This is a genomic window from Streptomyces sp. NPDC008092, assembly GCF_042957285.1.
Lineage (GTDB): Bacteria > Actinomycetota > Actinomycetes > Streptomycetales > Streptomycetaceae > Streptomyces.
In genome coordinates, this window is record NZ_JBIBHY010000004.1 from 640,393 (window position 1) to 663,397 (window position 23,005).

The 23,005-nt window shown below is 73.3% G+C and carries 19 protein-coding genes, 1 tRNA gene and 1 pseudogene; 10 read left to right on the plus strand and 11 right to left on the minus strand.

The features are described 5' to 3' along the window. Positions 1 to 10: 10 nt before the first annotated feature. A complete protein-coding gene (locus ACFZB3_RS15820; RefSeq protein ID WP_391375441.1) occupies positions 11 to 1,450 on the minus strand; it encodes an ATP-binding protein in 1,440 nt (479 codons plus the stop codon). Next, positions 1,447 to 2,157, minus strand: a complete 711-nt coding sequence (locus tag ACFZB3_RS15825; RefSeq protein WP_362654302.1) for a response regulator transcription factor — start codon at positions 2,155 to 2,157, stop codon at positions 1,447 to 1,449. The genes ACFZB3_RS15820 and ACFZB3_RS15825 overlap by 4 nt, the downstream gene beginning before the upstream one ends. A gap of 98 nt (positions 2,158 to 2,255) precedes the next feature. On the opposite strand from ACFZB3_RS15825, the gene ACFZB3_RS15830 reads away from it, so the two are divergent. Beyond that, on the plus strand, positions 2,256 to 2,792 hold the full coding sequence (locus ACFZB3_RS15830; protein ID WP_391375444.1) for a hypothetical protein: 537 nt from the start codon (positions 2,256 to 2,258) through the stop codon (positions 2,790 to 2,792). 157 nt (positions 2,793 to 2,949) lie between these two features. Here the strand turns inward: ACFZB3_RS15830 and ACFZB3_RS15835 are convergent, their stop codons facing one another. Both ACFZB3_RS15835 and ACFZB3_RS15840 read right to left on the minus strand, forming a co-directional pair. Beyond that, a complete protein-coding gene (locus ACFZB3_RS15835; protein WP_391375447.1) occupies positions 2,950 to 3,822 on the minus strand; it encodes a fused MFS/spermidine synthase in 873 nt (290 codons plus the stop codon). A 36-nt stretch (positions 3,823 to 3,858) separates the two neighbouring features. Next, positions 3,859 to 4,239: a hypothetical protein gene (locus ACFZB3_RS15840; RefSeq protein WP_391375450.1), complete on the minus strand. Its 381-nt coding sequence runs from the start codon at positions 4,237 to 4,239 to the stop codon at positions 3,859 to 3,861. A 255-nt stretch (positions 4,240 to 4,494) separates the two neighbouring features. Here ACFZB3_RS15840 and ACFZB3_RS15845 point away from each other — a divergent pair, with 255 nt between their 5' ends. Continuing rightward, complete coding sequence (locus tag ACFZB3_RS15845; protein WP_391375452.1) at positions 4,495 to 5,937, plus strand: hypothetical protein; 1,443 nt, start codon at positions 4,495 to 4,497, stop codon at positions 5,935 to 5,937. A 183-nt stretch (positions 5,938 to 6,120) separates the two neighbouring features. Here ACFZB3_RS15845 and ACFZB3_RS15850 read toward each other — a convergent pair whose 3' ends face one another. Then, on the minus strand, positions 6,121 to 6,717 hold the full coding sequence (locus tag ACFZB3_RS15850) for a histidine phosphatase family protein (RefSeq protein WP_391375455.1): 597 nt from the start codon (positions 6,715 to 6,717) through the stop codon (positions 6,121 to 6,123). A 235-nt stretch (positions 6,718 to 6,952) separates the two neighbouring features. Here ACFZB3_RS15850 and ACFZB3_RS15855 point away from each other — a divergent pair, with 235 nt between their 5' ends. The 7 genes from ACFZB3_RS15855 (at position 6,953) to ACFZB3_RS15885 (ending at position 13,343) form a co-directional block, all read left to right on the plus strand. After that, positions 6,953 to 7,906: a phosphatase PAP2 family protein gene (locus ACFZB3_RS15855; protein ID WP_391375458.1), complete on the plus strand. Its 954-nt coding sequence runs from the start codon at positions 6,953 to 6,955 to the stop codon at positions 7,904 to 7,906. Then, entirely contained in the window at positions 7,803 to 8,978 is a 1,176-nt protein-coding gene (locus ACFZB3_RS15860; protein WP_391375460.1) for a hypothetical protein, read from the plus strand. Before ACFZB3_RS15855 ends, ACFZB3_RS15860 begins: the two co-directional genes overlap by 104 nt. Beyond that, positions 8,969 to 10,558: a hypothetical protein gene (locus ACFZB3_RS15865; RefSeq protein ID WP_391375462.1), complete on the plus strand. Its 1,590-nt coding sequence runs from the start codon at positions 8,969 to 8,971 to the stop codon at positions 10,556 to 10,558. Before ACFZB3_RS15860 ends, ACFZB3_RS15865 begins: the two co-directional genes overlap by 10 nt. Continuing rightward, complete coding sequence (locus tag ACFZB3_RS15870) at positions 10,555 to 11,892, plus strand: AAA family ATPase (protein ID WP_391375465.1); 1,338 nt, start codon at positions 10,555 to 10,557, stop codon at positions 11,890 to 11,892. The genes ACFZB3_RS15865 and ACFZB3_RS15870 overlap by 4 nt, the downstream gene beginning before the upstream one ends. A gap of 300 nt (positions 11,893 to 12,192) precedes the next feature. Then, on the plus strand, positions 12,193 to 12,555 hold the full coding sequence (locus ACFZB3_RS15875; protein ID WP_391375468.1) for a hypothetical protein: 363 nt from the start codon (positions 12,193 to 12,195) through the stop codon (positions 12,553 to 12,555). Between the two features lie 115 nt (positions 12,556 to 12,670). Then, positions 12,671 to 13,279 carry a bifunctional DNA primase/polymerase gene (locus ACFZB3_RS15880; protein ID WP_391375471.1) on the plus strand — a complete coding sequence of 203 codons (609 nt, stop codon included), beginning with the start codon at positions 12,671 to 12,673 and terminating at the stop codon, positions 13,277 to 13,279. Continuing rightward, positions 13,270 to 13,343: transfer RNA gene (locus ACFZB3_RS15885), tRNA-Lys, on the plus strand. Before ACFZB3_RS15880 ends, ACFZB3_RS15885 begins: the two co-directional genes overlap by 10 nt. 71 nt (positions 13,344 to 13,414) lie before the next feature. Here the strand turns inward: ACFZB3_RS15885 and ACFZB3_RS15890 are convergent. Next, positions 13,415 to 14,629 carry a M6 family metalloprotease domain-containing protein gene (locus tag ACFZB3_RS15890; protein ID WP_391375829.1) on the minus strand — a complete coding sequence of 405 codons (1,215 nt, stop codon included), beginning with the start codon at positions 14,627 to 14,629 and terminating at the stop codon, positions 13,415 to 13,417. A 372-nt stretch (positions 14,630 to 15,001) separates the two neighbouring features. Between ACFZB3_RS15890 and ACFZB3_RS15895 the strand changes: the two genes are divergently transcribed. Continuing rightward, positions 15,002 to 16,855, plus strand: coding sequence for an EAL domain-containing protein (locus tag ACFZB3_RS15895; RefSeq protein WP_391375474.1), 1,854 nt, complete (start codon positions 15,002 to 15,004; stop codon positions 16,853 to 16,855). Here ACFZB3_RS15895 and ACFZB3_RS15900 read toward each other — a convergent pair. The 5 genes and pseudogenes from ACFZB3_RS15900 to ACFZB3_RS15920 form a co-directional block, all read right to left on the minus strand. After that, positions 16,825 to 17,922 carry an MsnO8 family LLM class oxidoreductase gene (locus tag ACFZB3_RS15900; protein ID WP_391375477.1) on the minus strand — a complete coding sequence of 366 codons (1,098 nt, stop codon included), beginning with the start codon at positions 17,920 to 17,922 and terminating at the stop codon, positions 16,825 to 16,827. The two genes, ACFZB3_RS15895 and ACFZB3_RS15900, sit on opposite strands and share 31 nt — an antisense overlap. A 238-nt stretch (positions 17,923 to 18,160) precedes the next feature. Continuing rightward, entirely contained in the window at positions 18,161 to 20,008 is a 1,848-nt protein-coding gene (locus ACFZB3_RS15905) for a stealth conserved region 3 domain-containing protein (protein ID WP_391375480.1), read from the minus strand. A gap of 15 nt (positions 20,009 to 20,023) precedes the next feature. Then, positions 20,024 to 21,769, minus strand: a complete 1,746-nt coding sequence (locus ACFZB3_RS15910; RefSeq protein ID WP_391375482.1) for a stealth conserved region 3 domain-containing protein — start codon at positions 21,767 to 21,769, stop codon at positions 20,024 to 20,026. A gap of 257 nt (positions 21,770 to 22,026) precedes the next feature. After that, positions 22,027 to 22,758, minus strand: coding sequence for a decarboxylase (locus tag ACFZB3_RS15915; protein WP_391375485.1), 732 nt, complete (start codon positions 22,756 to 22,758; stop codon positions 22,027 to 22,029). Further along, positions 22,755 to 22,916, minus strand: a pseudogene (locus ACFZB3_RS15920) (decarboxylase); the annotation flags it as partial. The pseudogene ACFZB3_RS15920 and the gene ACFZB3_RS15915, both read right to left, overlap by 4 nt. Positions 22,917 to 23,005: the final 89 nt, after the last annotated feature.

Sequence of the window (23,005 nt, forward strand, 5' to 3'; positions counted from 1 at the left end):
TCGGGAGCGATTAAAGGTCGAGACCAATTCGCCCGGTGGTTCCCCCGGTTCCGCCGGTTCCTCTCCGGCCCGGGTCCCCCGGCTGCCTGCGCGAACGGCGTCGGCGCACCGCTCCCCGGTGCCCCTTGCGCTCCGGCTTGCGGCCGTCCAGCTGGATCCAGATCCGCACCTCGGTCCCGCCGAGCACCGACGACCCGATCCGCACGTCGCCGCCGGTCGACTCGGCGAGCCGGCGCACGATGTCCAGGCCGAGGCCCGTCGACCCCGCCGCCCCCGAACCCCGCCCCCGGGCCATCGCCGCCTCCGGGTCCCGGATGCCCTGTCCCGCGTCGGAGACCAGCACGATCACCGCGTCCTCCGCGTTGTGCACGTCGACCGCGAAGGCGGTGCCCTCGGCGGTGTGCCGGAAGACGTTGCCCAGCAGTGCGTCGAGCGCGGCGGCCAGGTCGGCGCGGGCGACGGGTATGCGCACCGGCCGGTCCGCGCCGGCCACCCGCCACTTGCGGCCCTCGTCCTCCGCGAGCGCCGACCAGAAGCCCATCCGCTCCCGCACCACCTCGGCCGCGTCGCACCCGGCGCCCGGCCCGGCGGCCGCGGTCTGCGGCTTGGCCTCCCGGGCGGTCCGGATGATGGTGTCGACCTCGCGCTCCAGCTGCGCGACGGCGGCCCGGGTCTGCTCGGCGGCGGTCCCCTCCCCGAGCGAGGCCGCGTTCAGCCGCAGCACGGTGAGCGGAGTGCGCAGCCGGTGCGACAGATCGGCGGCCAGCTCCCGCTCGTTCGCCAGCAGTTGGACGACCTGGTCGGCCATCGAGTTGAACGCGACCGCCGCCAGCCGCAGTTCGTTGGGCCCCTCCTCGGGCACCCGCGCCCCCAGCTTGCCCTCCCCCAGTTCGTGCGCGCCCTCGACCAGCCGCTGGGCGGGCTGCACCATCCGTACGCCCAGCCGGTCGGCGACCGCGACCGAGCCGACGATCAGCGCCAGGCCGACGGCGGCGAGCACCGCCCAGGCCGTGCCGACCCCGTTGGTCACCTCGGACTCGGGCACGTACACCTCGACGACCGCGATGGCACCGGAGCTGAGTGCGACGGGCTGCAGCAGGGTCGACCCGCCGGCCACCCCGGTCGTGGAGGCCCGGCCCAGCTTCCGTACGGCCGCGATGTCCCGGTCGGCGGCGCGCTGCCGCCCGATGTCGACGGCGCCCTGGCCGCCGGCCGCCGGTATGTGCACGGCCATGCCCCGGTCGGCGCCGGCCGAGGCCACCACCCGCTCCAGCTTGTCCCGGTCGGTGGTGATGGACAGCGCCGGGGCGACGGCCGCGGCCTCCCGCTCGGCGTTGGAGAACGCCCGGTCCCGGGCCAGCTCCTTGACGACCAGGCCGAGCGGGACCGCGAAGGCGACCACGACCATCGCGGTGACCGCCAGACAGACCTTGACCAGAGCCCATCTCATCCGACCGGCCTCGCTTCCCCGCCGGGCGGCTCCAGCTTCACGCCGACCCCCCGCAGCGTGTGCAGATACCGCGGCCGGGCCGCCGTCTCCCCCAACTTCCGCCGCAGCCAGGACAGATGCACGTCGATGGTCTGGTCGTCCCCGTACGACTGCTGCCAGACCTCCGCCAGCAGCTCCTTGCGCGGCACCACGACCCCCGGCCGCCCGGCGAGGAAGGCCAGCAGGTCGAACTCCCGCCGGGTGAGGTCGAGCCGCACCCCGTCCAACTCGGCCTGCCTGCGCAGTGGATCGACGGCCAGTCCGCCGACCCGCAGCACGCTCGACGGTGCCGGCTCGCCCCCGCCGGACCGCGCCCGGCGCAGCACGGCGGCCATCCGCGCCGACAGGTGCTCGACGGAGAACGGCTTCGTCAGATAGTCGTCCGCCCCCGCGTTGAGCAGCCGGACGATCTCCGTCTCGTCGTCCCGGGCGGTGGCGATGATGACGGGCACGTCGGTGATGCCGCGCAGCATCTTCAGCGCCTCGGAGCCGTCCAGGTCCGGCAGTCCGAGGTCCAGCACGACCACGTCGAAACGGAAATGGGCGACCTCGCGCAGCGCCTCCAGTGCCGTGCCGACACTGCGCACGGTGTGCGCGGCGTCGGTGAGATGCCGGATGAGCGCCGAGCGTACGAACTGGTCGTCCTCGACCACGAGCACACTTGCCATGCGCCGCACCGTACGCCATGCGGCAGGCGCCGGTCGGAGCCTGTGGATAACTCGGGTCGAGTGCGCATGGCGGTACCCCTGAGGCAGTATGGCCCGCGATGCGCAGAGGACTCGTACACGTAATGGCCTGGCTGCTCGCCACGGGCGCGGCGGTCACGCTGTCGTGGTGGGGTGTCCACACGGTGATGGCGGCCACGGCCTACGCCCCGCCCCGCGCCCTGCCCGTCACGGCGGCGGACGACGACCCGACGGCCCAGGGCGCCAAGGCCCTCGCGTCTGCCACGTCCCGCGCGCCGCGCCCTTCGCGCACCGCTTCCCCGCACCCGTCGGCCTCTCCCACGCCGACGCCGTCCAGGTCCCTCGCGACCACCCCGAGCCCGTCCGCCACCGCTTCTTCCTCCCCTTCCGCCTCGGGCCAGGTCAAGGCCTACGACACCGACGGCGGGCGGGCCGTGTTCGACCTGGGCACCACCAGCGCGACCCTGGTGTCGGCGACGCCGGGGACGGGCTGGTCGATGCAGGTCTGGAAGACGGAGACGTGGATCCGCGTCGAGTTCAGCAGGAGCACGGACCGGGTGACGGTCTTCTGCACGTGGCACGACACCGCGCCGCAGGTGCAGGTGGAGACCTACTGAGCGTTGGCTGGGGCCGGGGGGTGGGGACGCTCACCGGCGCTTGCCGAGTGCCGCTGCGCCCACCCGTGCCGCCCCAGCGGCACGACTGCCCGCAGCTGTGTCTTTGTCTTTTAGGGGCGCGGGGAACTGCGCGATCAGCCCCCGCCGGCCCGCAGGTTCAACGAAACACCGAAGGCGGCGGCGGAGGCGAAGCCACCGCCACCGCGTCCGTCACGGGAACCGCCCCACCCGTGAAGTCCCTCAAGGACCGCCCGTGTTCGACCCGCCCGGGGTGCGGATCGGATGCGCAGCGCCGGGTGAACTCCCCGACAGGGAGCTGTACGTCGGCCGCCACCAGCACCGCGTTGCCGAACCGCTTCCCCCGCCACACCCCCGCGTCCGCCACCACCGCGACCTCCGCGAACCGCGCCCCCGCGGTGGCGATCTGCCCCCTCAGATGGGTCAACGGCGGCCCGTCGGCGAGGTTGGCGGCGTACACACCCCCCGGCCGCAGCACCCTCCGCACGGCGTCCAGGAACTCCGTGGACGTCAGATGCGCCGGAGTGCGCGCCCCGCTGAACACGTCCGCTATGACCAGGTCCGCCCAGGCGTCCGGGACCTTGCCCAGTCCCTCCCGGGCGTCCACGGACCGCACCCGTATCCGCGCGTTCGCGTCCAGCGGCAGCTCGCGCCGGACCAGTTGGACCAGGGCCGCGTCCCGCTCCACGACCTGCTGCGTGGACCTGGGCCGGGTCGCGGCGACGTACCGTGCCAGCGTCAGCGCACCGCCGCCGAGGTGCACGACCTGCACGGGCCTGCCGGGCGGTGCCACCAGGTCGATCACATGGCCGAGCCGGCGCTGGTACTCGAAGGAGAGGTACGCCGGGTCGTCGAGGTCGACGTGCGACTGCGGGGCGCCGTCGATGAGCAGCGTCCAGGCCCGGCCCCGGTCGGGGTCGGGGATGAGCTGGGCGAGGCCGCCGTCGACGGCCTCGACCACGGCCTCGGCAGCGGCGGCCGACCGGCGACGTGAGTTCCTGGACTTGCCCATTCCGCCATTTTCCCAGGCGGCGGCCGTCCGGGAAATTCAGCGGCAGCTGTCCGCGGCCGCGATCATCCGGGCCGCCTCCCCGAGCGCCCGCCGCAGCACCGCCGGATCGGTCGCCAGCTCGGCCTCACCGGGCGGCAGCAGCCAGTCGGAGCCCTCGACCGGAGGCTCCGGGTTGAGCCGCAGCCCGCGCCCCTCGGTCTCGGTACAGGTGCTGCCGGGTACGTCCCAGCACGCCGCCGTACCGGCCGGCACCACGAAGGCGAGGGTGCCTCCCCCGTCGTCGTGGAGCACGGGTCCCACCGCCTCCCCGGCCCCCCGGCGCAGGATGTCGACCGCCTCCAGGCCCTGCCGGGCCGGCACCGTCACGAGGTCGCATCCCGCATCGTCACAAGGATCGTTGCTCTGGCTGGTCTCCATCCCGGCCTCCACCGCGCAGCCCTCTTGCCGTCCATGAGGTCCAACGCGCCACCGCGTCAACGGCTACGGCGGAAGTCAGCCGCAAAGGATGGCAGTTCATGGCAGATCGTGGATGAGATATCCGGTTTGTAGCCAAACCCAGCGTCACGGGTCCGACACAGCAGGTACGTTCTTGCCCGCCGGAATCAAGGGTCCACTCGGACAACTCACCATGAGTCCGGCATGGTTCGACGGTTCGCACGAGAGGACCCGGCCATGACGTCGTCAACCACGACCTCGTCGCAGCCCGATCGGCCGGTACGGCCGAACGTCGCCTTCCGGCAGGTACGCGGCCGGCACTCGCCGGCCGAGTTCGCCGCGCTGGTACGGCGTGCCGCCCGCGAGATCGGCGAGCGGGTGAGCTGTGACGCGCGCTACATCGGCCGGGTCGAGGCGGGTGAGATCCGCTGCCCGAACTACGCCTACGAACGGGTGTTCCTGCACATGTTTCCCGGTCGCACGCTCGCCGACCTCGGTTTCGCACCCCGCTCGTCCGTCCGCGGACGGGCGGCGCGGCCGCCTGAGGACGTGCCCCTGGTTCTCGCCCCGGGTGAGACGCAAGGGGCCGCCGAACCGTATGACCCGCATGAGATGCGGTACCCGCAGGACCCGTACGAGACGCACGACAACTACGAGGAGAGCGACGTGCTGCGTCGCCTATTCATGACCGGCGGGGGCGCCACCGTGGCCGCCGCCACGCTGGGCCCGCTGGGGTTCACCATCGACGCCGTGGCAGCGGACCGGCCGGTGCGCCGTGCCGGGTCCTCGCACGCGGCCGCCCTGGAGGAGGCCGTACGCCGGATCCGGCTGCTCGACGACCGGCACGGCGCGGACGGGCTGTACCGGCGCGCGGCGGCTCCGCTGCGCGCGGCGTACGCGCTCCTCGACGCGGGCGCGACCCGGCAGACGACCGCCGAGCGGTTGCACTCGGGCGCCGGTGAGCTGGCCATCTCGGTGGGCTGGCTGGCCCATGACTCCGGCCGCTTCGACGACGCCCGCTCGCACTACGCGGAGGCGCTGGCGACGGCAAGGATGACCGGGGACCCGGGGCTGGAGGCGCACGCCTTCTGCAACACGGCGTTCCTGGCGCGGGACGCCGGGCGCCCCCGGGAGGCGGTCCGCGCCGCCCAGGCCGCGCAGCGCGTCGGGCGCCCGCTGGGCTCGGCCCGCCTCATGTCCCTCCTCGCCCTGCGCGAGGCGGGCGGCTGGGCGGGGCTCGCCGACCGCACCGGCACCGAACAGGCGCTGGCCCGCGCACAGGCCCTCTTCGAGCGGGGCCACTCGGACGCCGACCCCGAGTGGATGAGCTTCTACGGAGAGGCCGAGCTGGAGGGCCTGGAGGCGCAGTGCTGGTCCATGCTGGGCGACTGGCGACGCGCCGCACGCCACGCGCACCGGGCCGCCGAGCTGCAGGATCCGCACTTCACGAGGAACATCGCGCTGTACACGGCGGAACTCGCGGACGACCTCGCGCGCGGGGGGCGTCCCGACGAGGCGGCGACGGCGGGCATGCGGGTGCTGGACCTCCTGGACCAGGTCCAGTCGTCCCGGATCCAGGGGATGCTGGCGGGCACGGCCCGGGTACTGCTGCCGCACCGCCGGGCGAGCGGGGTCCAGGAGTTCCTGGACCGGCACGCGTCCACGCCAAGGGTTGTGTAGGCCGGGTTTCGGCCGCGGGCCGGTGGGGGCCGTTCGCGCAGTTCCCCGCGCCCCTTACGGGGCGCTGCAGTCGCGTCAGCCACCCAGCTGCGGGCAATCGTGCCGCAGGGCGGCACGGGTGGGCGCAGCGGCACCCGGCAAGCGCCGGTAAGCGCCCCCCCAGCCCCCACCAGCCGTCGGCCGTCAGCCGAACAGGTGCCCCAAGTCGTTCCAGCTCTCGATGGCGGGCTCCCCGTACGCCCACCCGAGTACCGAGAGCGACGTCGGGTTCAGCCGGATGCGTGCCGCGAAGTCCAGCGGCAGGCCCAGCCACCGCGCCCCGATCGACCGCAGGATGTGCCCGTGGGCGAACACCAGGACGTCCCGGTCCGCCGACCGCGCCCAGGACACCACCTCGTCCGCCCGCTCGGCCACCTCCGCCAGGGACTCGCCCCCGGGGACACCGTCCCGCCAGATCAGCCAGCCGGGGCGGGCGGCCTGGATCTCGGCCGGGGTCAGGCCCTCGTACGCCCCGTAGTCCCACTCCATCAGCGTGTCCCAGCGGGCGGCACGCTCGCCGAACCCGGCGAGTTCGCAGGTCTCACGCGCGCGTGCCAGCGGGCTGGTGCGTATCTCGGCGTCGGCGAGGCCGTCGAACGGCGGCCGGTGCAGGCGCTCGCCGAGCAGCTTGGCCCCCCGCCGGCCCTCCTCCAGGAGCGGTACGTCGGTCCTGCCGGTGTGCTTGCCGGACAGCGACCACTCCGTCTGTCCGTGCCGGGCCAGCAGGATGCGCGGTGCCATGGAGGGAGAACCTTTCGGGAGAAATTCGGAAGCGGGACACCTCCATCATCGCCCACCCTGGGAAGGCGCCGGGAAGACACCGGAAACGGGCCGGGAGGGCGGGCAACCCGGCACGCGTTCTCCGCGTCTTTGAGTGCTGAGCGCCCTGCATGGGCGGGAATACGCGCAACGTAAAGTGTCACGGTCGGCCCGCCGGGTGCCGCGCGGACAGGGACCAGAAGGGGGAGGCAGTCGGATGCCGCAGACCGAGAAACCAGGCACCGAGGTGGCTGCGCGAACCCGGCTGCGCTGGTGGACCGAGCTGCCGCTGATCCTCCTGGTGTACGGCTGCTACACGGCCGGCCGCCTGCTCGCGCGCGGGGACACCGCAACCGCCGTCGACCACGGCCTGGCGATCCTGCGCGTCGAGAAGGCCCTGCACCTCAACGCCGAGCACCCGCTCAACCGCCTCTTCACGCGGGAGGCGTGGCTCGGCGTGCCGGCGGACTTCTGGTACGCCTCGCTGCACTACCTGGTCACCCCGGTGATCCTGGTCTTCCTGTTCCGCAAGCGTGCCGAGGTCTACCGGCGGGCCCGCACCTGGCTGATGACGTCCACGTTCATAGGCCTGATCGGCTTCACCCTGCTGCCGACCTGCCCGCCCCGGCTGCTGGACGTGAAGTACGGGTTCGTCGACACGATGGCCCAGTACAGCTCGTACGGCTGGTGGGGCGGCGACGCCAGCGCCCCGCGCGGTCTCGGCGGCATGACCAACCAGTACGCGGCGATGCCGAGCCTGCACTGCGGCTGGGCGCTGTGGTGCGGGGTGATGCTCTGGCGCCACGGCGGCAACCGCCTGACCAAGGTGCTCGGCGTGGCGTACCCGCTGCTGACCGCGATCGTGGTCATGGGCACCGCCAACCACTACTTCCTGGACGCGGTCGCGGGCGTCTTCGTGATGGGCGTGGGCTACCTGCTGGCGCCGTACGTGATGCGGGTCGCGGACCTCATCAGGGTGCGGATCACCCCGCGCGCCTCCCTCGTCGCGGCCCGCTCGGACGGCGCAGGCTCCCCGATTGTCAGTGCCGGATGCCAGACTTCGGCGGGTGAGCGAATTCCATCGCAGCGCGAGTCCCGGCTCGCCGCCGCAGCCGAACCGGACGCTTCCCCCACAGACGCGGGGGACGGCGCTCCGGCACCGGCTCGCTGAGCTGCGCGGCCCCGCCGTCCCGGCCAAGGCCCTCGACGCGCGCGCCCTCGCGGCGCTCGCCGCGAACCCGGGGTGCCGGCGGCGGGCGATCCTGGACGGCGCCGGGGTGGACAAGACCGCGCTGGCGAGCGCCCTCGGCTCACCGTCGGCCTTCGGCCAGTCCCAGTTCGCGCTGACCCGGGGCAACGCCTTCGAGGCGAAGGTGAAGGCGGACGGCGGCGCCGAGCTGCTGCGGCTGGTGCGCACCCGCCTCGACCCGGGCGCCGAGCCCGCCGAGCGGGCCGCCGTGCCGGACCTGTCCGCGATCGGGCCCGAGGGGCGTACGGCCCGTACGGCGCTGGCGCTGCGCGAGGCCGTCGAGGCGGGCGGCTGGGCGCTGTTCGACCATCCGATGCTGGCCCTGGAAGTGGCCGGCTCGCCCGCGTTCCTGGAGCCGGACGCGGTGGTCGTGCACCCGGACGGCAGCTGGACGGTCGTGGAGATCAAGTCCTTCCCGATGCTGGACGGCGCCGCCGACCCCGCGAAGGTGGGCGCGGCCGCCCGGCAGGCCGCGGTGTACGTGCTGGCCCTGGAGCAGGTCGCGGCCCGGCTCACCCCGGCCCCGCGGGTCCGCCATGACGTGCTGCTGGTCTGCCCCAAGGACTTCGCCAACCTGCCGACCGCCGCCGCGGTGGACGTCCGCAAGCAGCGCGCGGTCACCGCCCGCCAGCTGGCCCGGCTCACCCGCGTCCAGGACATCGCCGACGCCCTCCCCGAGGGCACCTGCTTCGCCCCGGACCTGCCGGCGGAGCGGCTCACGGCCGCCGTGGACGCCGTCCCCGCGGCGTACGCGCCGGAGTGCCTGTCCGCCTGCGAGCTGGCCTTCCACTGCCGGCAGCGGTCCCGCGCGGCCGACGAGGTGACCGCGCTGGGCCGCGCGGCCCGCGCCGAGCTGGGCGGGCTGGCCACCGTCGAGGACGTACTGTCGGCGGCGCGCGGCGAGAGCGGCGATCCGGCCGACCCGGCGGTGGCGGCCCTGCGCCGGGCGGCGGCCCTGCGGGCGGAGGTTCTGCAGGGGGCCCGGTGTCCCTGATCACCACCCTCGCCCGCCTGGAAGCCGTGAGCTCGGGCACCGCCCAGCCCGCCGCGACCGTCCGCCACCGGCACCTCTCCGACCACCCGCTGGTCTTCGTGCCGCTCACCACCGCCGGTGAGGCCGGTGCCCCGCTCGGCGCCCTGGTCGGCACCGACCGGGACGCCCCGCGCCTGCTGACCGTGCCCCAGCCGCGCGACCGCGACCTGCGGTTCGCGTTCCTCGCCCAGCTCGCCGACGTCGTCCTGCCCTACCTGGACTCCTACGCGGACAGCGTCGAGGCCGCCGAGCGCACCGAGACCGACCCGGAGACCGGCAAGCGGGTCAAGGTCGAGGTCGAACTGTGCGCGGACGCACCCCAGCTGATCGTCCCGGGCCGCGCGGGCATCGAGTACGTACGGCTGCTGGGGCGGTCGATGCGGTTCCGGCGCACGGCGGAGCAGGACCCGGAGACGCCCTACCCGGCACCGCCCCGGGTGCCGTTGCTCGGCCGCTGGCTCACCCACTTCGGCGAGCGTGCCCGGGTCCCCGGCTCCTCCCTCCTGCTCGCCATGACGGACCTGCTGTCCCGGCACTGGGCGACCGGCCAGTCCGGCATCGAGGACCAGCACCTGGGCGCGCTGCTCGCCTGGATCGCCCCGCCGGCGGGCAGTACGGGCGCGGCGGCCGCGCGGGTGGCCGAGCTGGCGCGGGACGGCGACGGGCAGTTGCTGTGCCCGCCGGCCGGCCCGGCCACCGACCCGGCCTTCGACAACAGGCTGCTGGCCCCCGCCTTCGAGCGCTACGACCGGGCCCGTACCGCCCTCGCCGAGGCCGAGGACGGTCTCCAGGCCGACGACCGGCTGGTGATCCTCACCGCCGCCGAGCGGGAGATCCGCGACCTGGTCGAGAGCCGTACCCGGCCCACCTGGGACGCGGTCTGGCAGGGCCTGGACCTGCTGCGCGGGCTGCCGGAGGGGGCCAGGGCCGAGGAGCGGTGGACGCGCGACCGCTGGTCGTTCACCGGTCACCGCGACCGGGTGCTGGCCGGAGAGCCCCCGCAGCCGCGCCGCGACGACGCGGTGACCGCCGCCAACAAGCTGGCCACGCGCGAGCGCGAACAGGCCCGTCTCGACGCCCAGGAGGCGCTCGACGACCCGCTGGTGATGGCGGGGCGGCGGCTGTCCGGGGAGGCGTTCGCGGGCGAGGTCCTCGACGTCGTCATGGCGTACAGCGAGGGCAAGCGGCCCAGCCCGCGCCCGCTGGTGACCGTGCGCACGGAGGACCGGCCGCAGCTGGGCGAGCGCGCCAAGGCGTACCGCTCGCTGGGCGGCAAGCCGCAGTCCATGGAGTTCGTCGGGTACGAGGCGGAGGGGGTCCTGGTGCTGCGCGTCCTGGACAAGATGGGCCGCGGCAAGGAACCGGAGGAGGGCTCCGTGCCGGAGAAGGGCGACCGGCTCGTCTTCACCCTGTTCGAACACGAGCAGCGCGGCGGCGCCAAGCTGCCCGACCCGGAGGACACCCCGTGGACGCACGGCGGCCCGCCGGGCGAGACGGCACCGGAGGCGGCCGACACCATGACGGCGGAGGACGTCCTGTGACGACCACGGACTTCGATCCGGGGACGGCCGCCGCGCAGGCCACCGCCGCGATCCTGCGCGACACCCTGCACGGCACCGACCGGGGCGTGGTCGTGGACTCCCCGCCGGGCGCCGGCAAGTCCACGCTGGTGGTCCGCGCCGCGCTGGAACTCGCGGACGCCGGCCGCCCGCTGATGGTGGTCGCGCAGACGAACGCCCAGGTGGACGACCTGGTCCTGCGGCTCGCCGAGAAGAACCCGGAGCTGCCCGTCGGCCGCCTGCACAGCAGCGACGCCGACCCGTACGACAAGGCGCTGGACGACCTGCCGAGCGTCCGCAAGTCGGCGAAGGCGGCCGACCTCAGGGAGGCGCAGGTCGTGCTGTCCACCGCCGCGAAGTGGGCGCACGTGAAGGTGGACGAGCCCTGGCGGCACGCGATCGTCGACGAGGCGTACCAGATGCGCTCGGACTCGCTGCTCGCCGTGGCCGGCCTGTTCGAACGGGCGCTGTTCGTCGGCGACCCCGGCCAGCTGGACCCGTTCGCGATCGTGGGCAGCGAGCAGTGGGCGGGCCTGTCGTACGACCCGTCGGCCTCCGCCGTCTCCACGCTCCTCGCCCACAACCCGGGCCTGCCCCAGCACCGCCTCCCGGTCTCCTGGCGCCTGCCGGCCTCTGCGGCCCCGCTGGTCTCCGGCGCGTTCTACCCCTACACGCCCTTCCGCAGCGGCACCGGCCACGGCGACCGGCGCCTCGCCTTCGCCGTCCCCTCCGACGGCTCAGGGCCCGACCGGGTGATCGACGAGGCGGCGGAGTCCGGCTGGGGCCTGCTGGAGCTGCCCGCCCGGCACACCCCGCGCACCGACCCGGAGGCGGTCCGGGCGGTGGCGACGGTGGTACGACGCCTCCTCGACCGCGGCGGCGCGGCCCTCTCGGAACGCTCCCCCGACCCCTCCCCCCTCACCGCCGACCGGATCGCCGTCGGCACCGCCCACCGCGACCAGGCGGCGGCCGTCCGCGCGGCCCTGGCGGAGCTGGGCGTGCCCGAGGTCACCGTCGACACGGCGAACCGCCTCCAGGGCCGGGAGTACGACGTGACGGTCGTCCTCCACCCGCTCTCCGGCCGCCCCGACGCCACCGCCTTCCACCTGGAGACGGGCCGCCTCTGCGTCCTCGCCTCCCGCCACCGCCACGCCTGCATCGTGATCTGCCGCGCCGGCGTGACCGACCTCCTGGACGACTACCCGTCGACAGAACCGGTCCAGCTGGGAACCCTCGTGAAGTTCCCCGACGGCTGGGAGGCGAACCACGCGGTGCTGGCGCATCTGGCCGAGCACCGGGTGACCTGGCGGCCGTGACCGGCACACCGGGCACCAGACCGGCGGACACCCGCCTCAGCGCCGCCCCCCTCGCCGGACGGAGTCCGGCACGCCGCCGGAGGCGGCCAATGGTCACAGCCCCCGACGGCTGGGAGGCGAACCACGCCGTGCCGGCGCATCTGGCCTAGCACCGGGTGGGCTGGCGGTCCTGACGGGCAGCTGTGCGGCCGGGCGAGCGCAGCGTGAGCCACCGGCCTCAGGGTCCCCTTGCGCGGGCGCGGGACAATGGACGGTGGTCATCGGACCGTAGTCATCGACACCGTACGAGGAGGACCAGACATGGCGGAGCCCACGCCGCGTCGGAACGAACCGCGGCTACGCCCCGCGCCCCTGCTCTTCGAGCCTGTGGAAGCGGTCGCCGACCCCGAGCACTTCTTCGGCCTGGAGTCGGTCGACGACCCCGGGGCGCTGCTGGCCCGGGCGACGGAGCTGGCCCAGGCGTTCCGGATCGCCACCGACCGGGCGGTGGAGTTCCAGGCCATGGCCGCCGCCCAGCTCGCCGACCCGCGCCGTTTCGACCGTCTGACCCCGGCCGACATCGCCGAGCAGGCCGAGTGGACCGAGGACTACGCGAAGAAGATGGTCGAGTTCGGCCGGGATCTGCTGCGCGGGAGGGAGGGGCAGGGACCCGAGCAGATCTAGGCGGATCCAGCGGGTGGCATATGCCGGGTGGGCAAGATACGCCTCTCCGTTCGGCCCTGTCCGGGTTTTCCGCAACTGACGGCGAGCGGGCGTTCACGAGGGGTATCAATTCCCCATGAGCCGCACACCGTACGAGACCTTCCCCGGCAGCCTCGCCGACCTCGGCGACGCGGCCGGGGTCACCTCCGACGGAGCCGCCTGGCTGGCCTCCGCAGGAACGTATCCGCGGAGCACGCTCGCGTTCTGGGAGGAGCGGCCGGACGCCCCGGTCGTCCTGCCCTGCGGGGCCGTGTTCGACGTGGTGAACGCCCCGGCGATCTTCGGCCGCCGCATGCTGGACCGGCTGTGGGACGAGGGGCCGGGCTCCGGGCCGGTCGCGGTCTTCCGGGGCCGGATGCTCCTGTTCGCCGCTCCCGGCACCGCCGCCCGGCTGCCGTCGCTGCTGGGCTGGGAGGAGTGGGGCGGCCGCGGCGGGACCGTACCGCCGCTGCTGTGCCACGGCACCGGCGACGCGGTGACCGTCCCGGCGCCGGGCATCGGCCCCTCCCCCGCCCCGGCCGGCACCCGCTGGCTGGTCGCCCCGGACACCCGGCACCCGTGGCTTCCCGGCCCGGAGATCCTGCTCTGGGCGGCCGTCCGCGCGGCCCGCTCGACCGTGCGCATATCGATTTTTCCTCCCGCCGATCAGGATGCTAAGGTCTACGACGTCAGCAGGCGCCGCTAGCTCAGTTGGTTAGAGCAGCTGACTCTTAATCAGCGGGTCCGGGGTTCGAGTCCCTGGCGGCGCACGCGAAGTAGGCGAAGGCCAAGCTCCTGTGAGCTTGGCCTTCGGCTTTTGGCCGGCTGGGTTCGGCAGGGTTCAGTCCGGCTTCGCCGGTGTGATCTTCACGTTCCAGGCGCCGGACTCCGTCCGCCCCTCCACCGCCACCCGCACGCCGTCGCCGGGCACGGTGAAGCTCTCGCCGAGGGCGACCGGGGCGTCGGCCAGCGGCGGGTAGACCGAGTTCTCCCAGCAGGCCTCGGTGTGCGGATGGGCGTCGATCACCTCGACCGGGCCGCTGCCGGAGGCCGTCTCGTCGCGGACCCGGTAGACGAGGACGCCCTGCCGGCAGGCCGCGCTGTCGTTGCCGGACGCGCCGCGCGCCTCGAAGGCCAGCACGGTGTCGGGCCCGGTGCGCACCACCGCCAGCTTGGTGCCGTCGCCGAGCCCGAAGGCCGGGGCGCCTGCGGCGCCCTGCGCGGGCACGCCCGGCCCGGCGGAGAGCGGTTCCAGGGTCAGCCGGGTCGGCGCGGTCCCCCGGACGCACACCACCTGGCGCGGATCCAGCCATCCGAGCTTCCACTTGTGCCAGGCGAACAGGTCCGGGGAGAGCCCGAACTGGCTGCCCATCAGATCCCAGTCGCCGACGTAGGTGTCCCAGTCGCCCTTGCCGTCCACCGGGCGGTGGTAGAGGTCGGGGAGGTCGAAGACGTGCCCGGTCTCATGGGCGAGAACCAGCCGGTCCGGCGGGTGCTTCTCGAAGACCGTGACGACCCGGCGGACGTCGGTGCCGTCCAGGTGCACCGGGGTGTCGAGGTTGACCACCTTCGTGGCGTCGGAGTCGACGCCGGGCGCGTCCGGGTCGGCCACGAGGTACACGACGTCGTAGCGCGAGAAGTCGACCTCGGGATCGGCCGCCGCGAACGCGTCCCGCAGGTAGGCGGCCCGCAGCGGGACGCTCCAGTCGCGCCTTATGCCGTACGAGACCGAGGGCCGGGGCATCCGCAGCCAGTGGGTGAGCGGGTGCGGGCGGATGGTGAACTTCCCGTAGGAGGCCTGCTCGTAGTAGCGGCTGGTGGCCGGGAAGTGGTCGGCGGCGAGCTCCGCGGGCGTGGTCTGCGGGACCGCGTCCGGGAAGGAGAGGAACACCATCACGGCCGAAAGCGGGTGGGTGGGGCGGGTGTAGTCGGGGTTCCAGGTGTCCACGCCCTCGGAGTGGTGCGCGTCGGTGCGGTGCAGGGCGCAGGGGGCCGTGGAGAACGGCTCGGCGGACGACGGCCCGGTCAGGATCGTCGTTGCGACGAGCGCCGACATCGTGGTGAACACGGCGGCGGAACTGCGCAGCAGGAGACGCGGCACGGAAGGACCTCCGGGGGCGGTTCGCGGGACACCGCACCCAGCCTGTGTGAGTTTGTCACCTTATGACCTGTTTATCTGAACCAGAAGGGTGAGGAACCACCTGGTCACCACAGGCTGACCCGAACGGCCGACACCCCGGGACGCTAACGGAACGTCACAAGTGGTCGGGCGACTCAAGAACCCGTCCAGGTGCGGGCAGAAACGATCTGTCAGAATCACCGGTTCATCGGGGACACTGGACAGTGGCTGGAAGGCCCTCGGGCCAGCCTCTATGATCGGCACACTTTCCTGCACGGACAGAGATCGAGTGCACTGCGGGAGCGAGCGGTGAGCGGAACGTCCGAAGGGCCGACGCCCGCGGCAGACCTCGACCGGTCCGCCGTCACAGAGAGTGACAAGACCTACCGGAAGTCGTACGAGCAGACAGACGAGAAGACAGAACCGACGACATACGAACACGCCTTCGCGGCCGCCGCGCTGCCGATGGCCGTGGTCGACCGCGAAGGGCTGGTCACCGCCGCCAACGAGGCGTTCGCCACCCTGATCGGCGCCGATCAGGCCGGGCTGCCCGGGCGGATCGCCGCGGACCTGGTGGACCTGGCCTCCGACGCCCGTACCTGGCACGCCTACCGCGAGGTACTGCGCGGCCGGCAGGCCAAGCTGCGCTGCACCCGGCGGCTGAAGCACCCCGACGGGCACTCCGTCTGGGTCCAGGTCACCATCGCCCCGCTGGCCAGGACCGCGCCCGGCGTACTGATCTCGGTCTCCGACATCAGCGACCGCCGCGAACTCCAGGCCCGGCTGCGGCACTTGCAGATGCACGACCCGGTGACCCGGCTGCCCAACCGGACGCTGTTCTTCGAGCGGCTGTCGGCGGCGCTGGAGGCGGAGTCGTACGAGCAGAGCGGCACCGGCCGGATCGGCCTGTGCTACCTGGACCTCGACGGCTTCAAGGCGGTCAACGACACCCTCGGCCACCGGGTCGGCGACCGGCTGCTTGCCGCCGTCGCCGAGCGGCTGACCCGGGTCGCCGACGAGGCCGGCTTCGCCCGGGCCGGCGCGCCGCTGGTGGCCCGGCTCGGCGGCGACGAGTTCGCCCTGCTGGTCGAGGACTCGACCGGTACGGAGCAGCTGGCCGACCTCGCGGAGTCCGCCCTGGCGGCCCTCCAGGCGCCGTTCGACCTGGCCGGCCAGCGGCTGTCGCTGTCGGCGTCGATCGGGGTGGTGGAGCGGCACGCCGCCGGCACCACCGCGACCGGCCTGATGCAGGCCGCCGACACGACCCTCTACTGGGCGAAGGCCGACGGCAAGTCCCGCTGGACGCTCTTCGATCCGGAGCGCAACGCCCACCTGGTGACCCGGCAGGCGCTCTCCTCCACCCTCCGCCCGGCCATCGAACGCGGCGAGTTCGTGCTGGAGTACCAGCCGCTGGTGGGCATGGGGGACGGGCGGCTGAACGGGGTCGAAGCCCTTGTCCGCTGGCACCACCCCGAGTTCGGCACACTAACGCCGAATCGGTTCATCGGATTGGCGGAGGAGGACGGCTCGATCGTCCCGCTCGGCCGCTGGGCCCTGACCACCGCCTGCCGGCAGGCCCGCCGCTGGCAGCTGGACCACCCCGGCGAGCCGCCGATCTTCGTCAGCGTGAACGTGGCCGTCCGCCAGGTCTGGGACTCCGACCTGGTCGCGGACGTGGCCGAGACCCTGGCGGAGACGGGCCTGGCCCCGCACCTGCTCCAGCTGGAGCTCACGGAGTCGGCCGTCATGGGCTCCGCGGGCCGCCCGCTGCAGGCCCTCCAGGCCCTCAGCGACATGGGCGTCCGCATCGCGATCGACGACTTCGGCACCGGCTACTCGAACCTCGCCTACCTCAGCCGGCTCCCGGTCTCGGTCCTCAAGCTGGACGGTTCCTTCGTCCGGGGCTTCCAGTACGACGACCCGGGCGACCGCCCGAACCCGGCCGACGAGGTCGTCGTCGAGGCGATGATCCAGCTCGCCCACCGGCTGGGCCTCACCGTCACCGCCGAATGCGTCGAGACCTCGGCGCAGGCCTCCCGCCTCCGTCACATCGGCTGCGACACCGGCCAGGGGTGGCTCTACTCCCGGCCGGTGACGCCGGATCGTATCTCCGAGCTGCTGGACACCCGGACCTACGCGGACACCCCGGCCGGCAAGCCGTAGGCGTCGGCGACCAGTTCGTAGGAGCGCAGGCGCAGCTCGCCGCGGTGGGCGTGCGTGGTGAGCATCAGCTCGTCGGCGCCGGTGCGCTTCTGCAGGTCGTCGAGGCCGGCGCGGACCTCGTCGGCGGTGCCGTGCACGATGTTGGCGGTCCAGGAGTGCACGAACTCCTCCTCCATCGGGGAGAACTCGTGCTGCTCGACGTCGTCGGGGTCGGGGAACAGACCGGGCCGCCCGGTGCGCAGCCGCAGCATGTTCACCGCACCGGCCCGCACCTGGCGGCGCGCCTCGCGCTCCTCGTCGACGGCGAGGACGGAGACGCCGATGAGGGCGTAGGGCTCGTCGAGCACGGCGGACGGGCTGAAGGACTCGCGGTACAGGTCGAGGGCCGGGACGGTGTTCTGCGCGGAGAAGTGGTGCGCGAAGGCGAACGGCAGCCCGAGCATGCCGGCCAGCCGGGCGCTGAACCCGGAGGAGCCGAGCAGCCAGACCGGCGGCCGGTGCGGGGACTGCACACCGCCGGCGGCGGTGCTCTGGACCGGCCCGGGGATGGCGTGGATCCGCCGGTAGGGGTGCCCGTCCGGGAAGTCGTCGTCCAGGAACCGGATCAGCTCGGCGAGCTGCTGCGGGAAATCGTCGGCGCCCTCGTTGAGGGTCTGGGTCCGGCGCAGCGCGGCCGCGGTGGCGCCGTCGGTCCCCGGCGCCCGCCCGAGCCCCAGGTCGACCCGCCCCGGCGCCAGCGCCTCCAGCGTGCCGAACTGCTCCGCGATGACGAGGGGCGCGTGGTTCGGCAGCATCACCCCGCCCGACCCGAGCCGGATCCGCTCCGTGTGGGCGGCGAGGTGGGCGAGGATCACGGCGGGCGAGGAGGACGCCACGCCGGGCATCGAGTGGTGCTCGGCGACCCAGTACCGGTGGAACCCGCGCGCCTCGGTGAGCCGCGCGAGCGAGGCGCTGGTGCGCAGGGCGTCGGTGGCGGTACTGCCGGTGCCGACGGTCACCAGGTCCAGTACGGAGAGGGGGACGGGGGCGGTCCCGTGGGTGATGCCCCGGATCTCGTCTGCCGACACGGTGAGAGCCTCCTGATTTACGGCTGTGAGCTGTCCTGGGGGGCGATAACAGGAGGAGGTCTCCGTTTATTCCGTGCGGGCGGGGCGTGCGGGCGGGGGGGTGGGGACGCCTACCGGCGCCGGCAGGGCGCCTCCTGGGTGATCATGCAGCGCCGTGCGAGGGCAGGGGCACGAGGAACACACCTGCGGGCGCACGGCGCCCCGTGCCCGCCTCGCTGCCCGGTCCGGCCCGGGCCGGCTACGCCTCGCGGCGCTGTGCTTCCTCCCGTGTGGGCTGGAACGGGATTCTCGTCGTGAGCGGTGCGATGGGGCGGGTGCTGGTGCGGGAGGCTCCTTCGTAGCGGCTCGGGAAGGGGTATTTGCGGTCCAGGAACCCGCGGATGGCGGCCTGGGCAGCCGTTCTGGCCTCCGGGGGCGTGTCCACGTCGTTGAGGCAGAAGAAGTCGACGTCCTCGCCGGCCGCGAGGCGGGCCAGACGGCGGTGCATGTCCGGTGTGCCCAGCTGGACGTAGCGGAAGCGGTAGTCGGCGGGGACGGCCCGGCCCGTTGCCATCGCCCAGTGGTGGTGGAGCGTGGATGCCGGAGCGACGTCGGAGATGGAGCGGAAACGGGAATAGGAGGTCCGGTCGAGTTCCTCGATTCCCAGGCTCTCCATCTCGCGCATCACGGACAGCAGCTGGGGGTGCGGGGTGTGCAGCGACTTGTGCGTGATGTGTCTGCCGTGGAAGCGCCTGATCACCTCGCGGGCGTTCTTGCCGGCGGAGTTCGGGGCCGGTTCGAGCGGGTGCGGGGCGCCTGTGCCGAGTTTCAGGGGAGACAGGGGGATGCGGGCGATGCCGTTGCCGTGGAAGAAGTGCCCGGGGTGTACCGGGCGGTTGATGAAGACGTCGTCGTTGAAGTAGAGGTAGTGCTCCGACAGGCCCGGGATGCGGTGCAGGCGGCTCTCTATCGCGTGCGAGTTGAAGACCGGGAGCGCGTCGGGCGGGAGGATCTCCCGGTGGTCGATCACCGTCAGGCCTTCCGCCTCCGGGTCCAGCCAGGACGGGATCTGGGAGTCGGTGACCAGGTAGACGTGCCGAACGAACCCGGCGTACATCTCCAGCGAGCGCAGCGCGTACTTCAGTTCGTCGTGGCTGGTGTAGCGGGAGGCGCCGGTCTCGCGCGGAGCGATGACGTTGTCGGAGAGTTCCTGGTGGGCCCGGCGCTTCGCGGCCATCGCCGGGTCGTCCCCGTCCACCCAGGTGTACACGGCGTCGACGGGGAACAGCACCTCGTCGATGCCGGGCCCGGCGAACGGGACGAACGTCGGGACGGTGCGGCGGCGAAGCGCCACCGCCGCCGGTTGGCGCGCCGTCACCGGCAGCACTTCCGCCACGGGGTTGCGGCGCGGGGCGACGAGCGCCGGCCCGAAGACGTCCGGCAGCCGGCTGCCGGGCACGGTGAGCCAGGCGGGATCGGTGCCGCCGGCGCTGCCCCCGGCTGAATCCGAGGGGGCGCCGAGGTCCCGGCCGTGCCGCCAGAACTCGATGTCGCACCCCGTCTCCAGGCCGTTGAGCACCTGCCCCACCGGGCCGAGGCGCACCACGCCGGTGCGGAGTACGGCGGCCCGCCGCAGCGCCCGGGGCAGCCTGCCGTCGGCCCACAGCACCGCGTTCGTCACGGTGCCGCCCGGTCCGACGGCGCCGACGTACCCGGCGGTGCCGGCGAAGCGCTGGGCGGCCCGGGCGAGGATCGCGTCGCGGTACGTCTCCTCGACGCCGACGACCTGCCGCGGCGCGCCGTGTCCGTGGTCGGAGGGGACCAGGAAGTACGGGACGTGCAGCCCTTCCAGGAGGGTGCAGACCCGTTCGAGATCGGCTTCGGCGGCGTCCGCGGCCGTGTAGGCGCCGACCGTACGGCCGTACAGCCGCGTCGGTCCGAAGGTGATCCCGCACCCGGGGACGGCGGCGCGCAGGCGTCGTCGGGCCCGGGTCGCGCGCAGCGCCCAGAGCCTGGCCGACAGCCAGGCGCACAGGCTCGCCGGCAGGTCCCGGGCGGCGCGCAGGCCCGCGGGCGCCGTGAAAGTGAAGCGGTGACGGATGTCCATGCCCCCCAGCCCCCGTCAGTTCTGCTTCTCGGCGGACTTCGCGGCGGACTTCGCGGCGGACTTCTCGGCGGACTTCTCGAAGGGGCTCGCGAAGGGGAAGTAGTCCTCCAGGAACTCGTGCATCCGGACGCCGACCCGCTCCCGCTCCTCCGGCGGCACGTCGACGTCGTTGAGGCAGAAGAAGTCGAAGCGGCGGGTGCGGCGCAGGTCGGCCAGGCGGGCCTCGGCGTCCGGGCGGCTGATGTTGACGTACCGGAAGCCGAACCGGCCCGGCACACCGCGGCCGGTCATCAGCGCGTACTGGTAGAGCAGCGGGGCCGTCACAGCGATGTCCTGCGGCGAACGGAAGCGGGACGCCGTGGTGCGGCCGATGTCCTCCGGGAAGAGGTCCTCCAGGTCCCGCAGGGTCTCGCGCTGCTGCGGCAGCGGGGTGTGCATGAAGTTGTTCGTGGTCATCCGCCCGAACTTCTCCAGCAGCAGCCGGCGGACGTTCTTGCTCGCGGAGTTGGTGGCGGTCTCCTCGGCGTGCGGCTTGCCGATCCCGATCTTGAGCGGGGACACCGGGATCTTCATCAGACCGCTGCCGTGGAAGAAGTGCTCCGCGGTGACCCGGCGGCCGACGAACACGTCGTCGTTGAAGTAGAGGTAGTGGTCCGACAGGCCGGGGATGTGGTGCAGCCGGGTCTCGATCGCGTGCGAGTTGAACACCGGCAGGACGTCCGCCGGGAAGATGTCGCGGTGGTCGACGACCGTGATCCCCGGGGCCGTGTCGTCGAGCCAGTGCGGCTTCTGGCCGTCGGTCACGAGGTAGATGTGCCGGACGAAGTCGGCGTACATGGCGAGCGAGCGCAGGGAGTACTTCAGCTCGTCGTGGCTGGTGTAGCGGGAGGCGTTGGTCTCCTTGTCCAGGATCTCGGCGGTGCCGCGCTCCTGGTGGCGGGCGCGCTTGGCCCGCATCTCCGGCTCCTCGCCGTCCACCCAGGTGTAGACGACGTCGACGGGGAAGGTCACGTCGTTCACGGTCGGCAGGGTGAGCGCGGCGAAGCTCGGCAGCTCCCGGTCGCCGATCCGGACCACGGCCGGTGTCTGCTCGGACGCGGGCAGTACGTCCGTGATGCCGTTGTTCCGGGGTGCGACGAGGGACTCGGCGAAGACGTCCTCGGAGGCCTGCGGCTGGACCGAGGCCAGGCGCCGGGGCCCTGCGGCGGAGGCGAGGAGCTGTGCCCCGTCCTCCCAGAACTCGACGTCGCAGGCGAGCTCCGGGCCGGCGAGCAGCTGGCCCGCGGGGCCCAGGAGGTTCTCCCCGATCCGCAGGACCGGGGCCGTACGCAGCGCGGCCGGCAGGACACCGTCCATGAACAGGGCGGGGTGCCTGAGCCTTCCGCCGGGCAGCGGTCTGCCGATGAACACCGCCTTCCCCGCGTTCTGCGCCTCCAGGGCGGTGAGGAGACGCTCCCGGTCCACGGCATTCACACCGACCGTGTGGCGCGTGCGCGAGGCCGGCACCAGGAAGTAGGGGATGCCGTCCTGCTCCAGCGCGGCGAGGACCAGTCCGAGGTTGGCGGCGGCCGCCTCGGCGGCGCTGAACCGGGTCACGACCCGTCCGTAGAGCTGCTGGCCGCGCACCGCCACCGGGCGGAGCACCGGGTCCGTGACCGCCGCCGTGCGGCGGCGCCGCATGGTGCGCAGCTGCCAGACCTTCTCGGCGGCCTTCCGCTCGACTCGCGGTCGCATCCGCCGGGCAAAGGAACGCACGGTCACGTCCTGAACTCCTCTACATCAACCTCTACACACCCTTGTGTTAACCAGACGGACACCTGTGCCGGATGGTTGTAGAAAATTTCTCAGAGAATTAAGGAAACACCGAACGTGCACACAACCACCTCACACCTGGATCTGATACAGCTCATCGGCGGTAGGCGGTGCCCGCCCTCGGCGACGACGAGGGCGGGGCTCAGGATTACCGATTTCGCAGCCCCCACAGGGTCCAGGGGGCGCCCCCTGGTGCGCCGGGCGTGTCAGGCCTGGATGATCGGTTCGCGGGTGAACAGGGTGCCGAGGGACGGGGCGTTCACCCGGCGGTCGGCCAGGCGGAGGCCCTCCCAGACGGTCACCTGGTTCGCCGTGAACACCGGCTTCGACAGCGCCTTCTCCAGGAGGGACACGTGGGCCGCCGTGTGCAGTGCCGTGTCCGGCAGCAGTACCGCCTCCGCGCCGGAGACGTCGGCCGCCCGCGCCAGGGTCAGGACCTCTTCCTCCCCCCACGTCCCCACCTCCGCCGCCGTCACGGTCCCCGAGGACCGCACGCCGGTCACCTCCAGGCCCCCGGCCGCCAGGAAGCCGGCGAAGAGGGACGCCACGTCGTCGGGGTAGGTCGCGCCGACCGCCACCCGCCGTACCCCGAGCTCCCGCGCCGCGTGCACGAACGCGAACGACGTCGACGACGCCGGCATCCCGGCCGCCAGGGCGAGCGCGCGGACCTGCTGCCGGGCGCCCTCCCAGCCGTATACGAAGCTGCCGCCGGTGGACGCCCACACCACCGCGTCCGCGCCCGCGAGCCGCAGCTCCGCCACCCCGGCGGCCAGCCGCTCCGCGGCCCCCGTCGCGCGCAACGCGTCCACCCGGTGCGCGTCCTCACCGATGTCGGTGTGGACGACGTCCACCCGGATGTCGCTGCCGAGGAGCTGCTCGATACGGGGGTAGTCGTCCTCCGCGGAGTGCCCCGGGTAGAGGAGTCCGAGCGCTGTCATGTCCACCCTTCCTGCTGTTCGGCCGGCAGTACGGACCGCTGGCGGGGAGACGCCGATCCGTCCAGGTGACGGACCGGCGCCCGACAAGGGCCCACCGCTCGGGTACCCCGCCTGCGCGGCGCCGCCCACATCGTGACCTGGTTGGCCGACAGGACCGGCCGGGTGCCACCAGGACGAAGCCGGGATCGTGTTGACGAAGGTGGGTTCGGGTGCCAGCGTGGTCAATCCGCGCATCCGAGACGTCCCG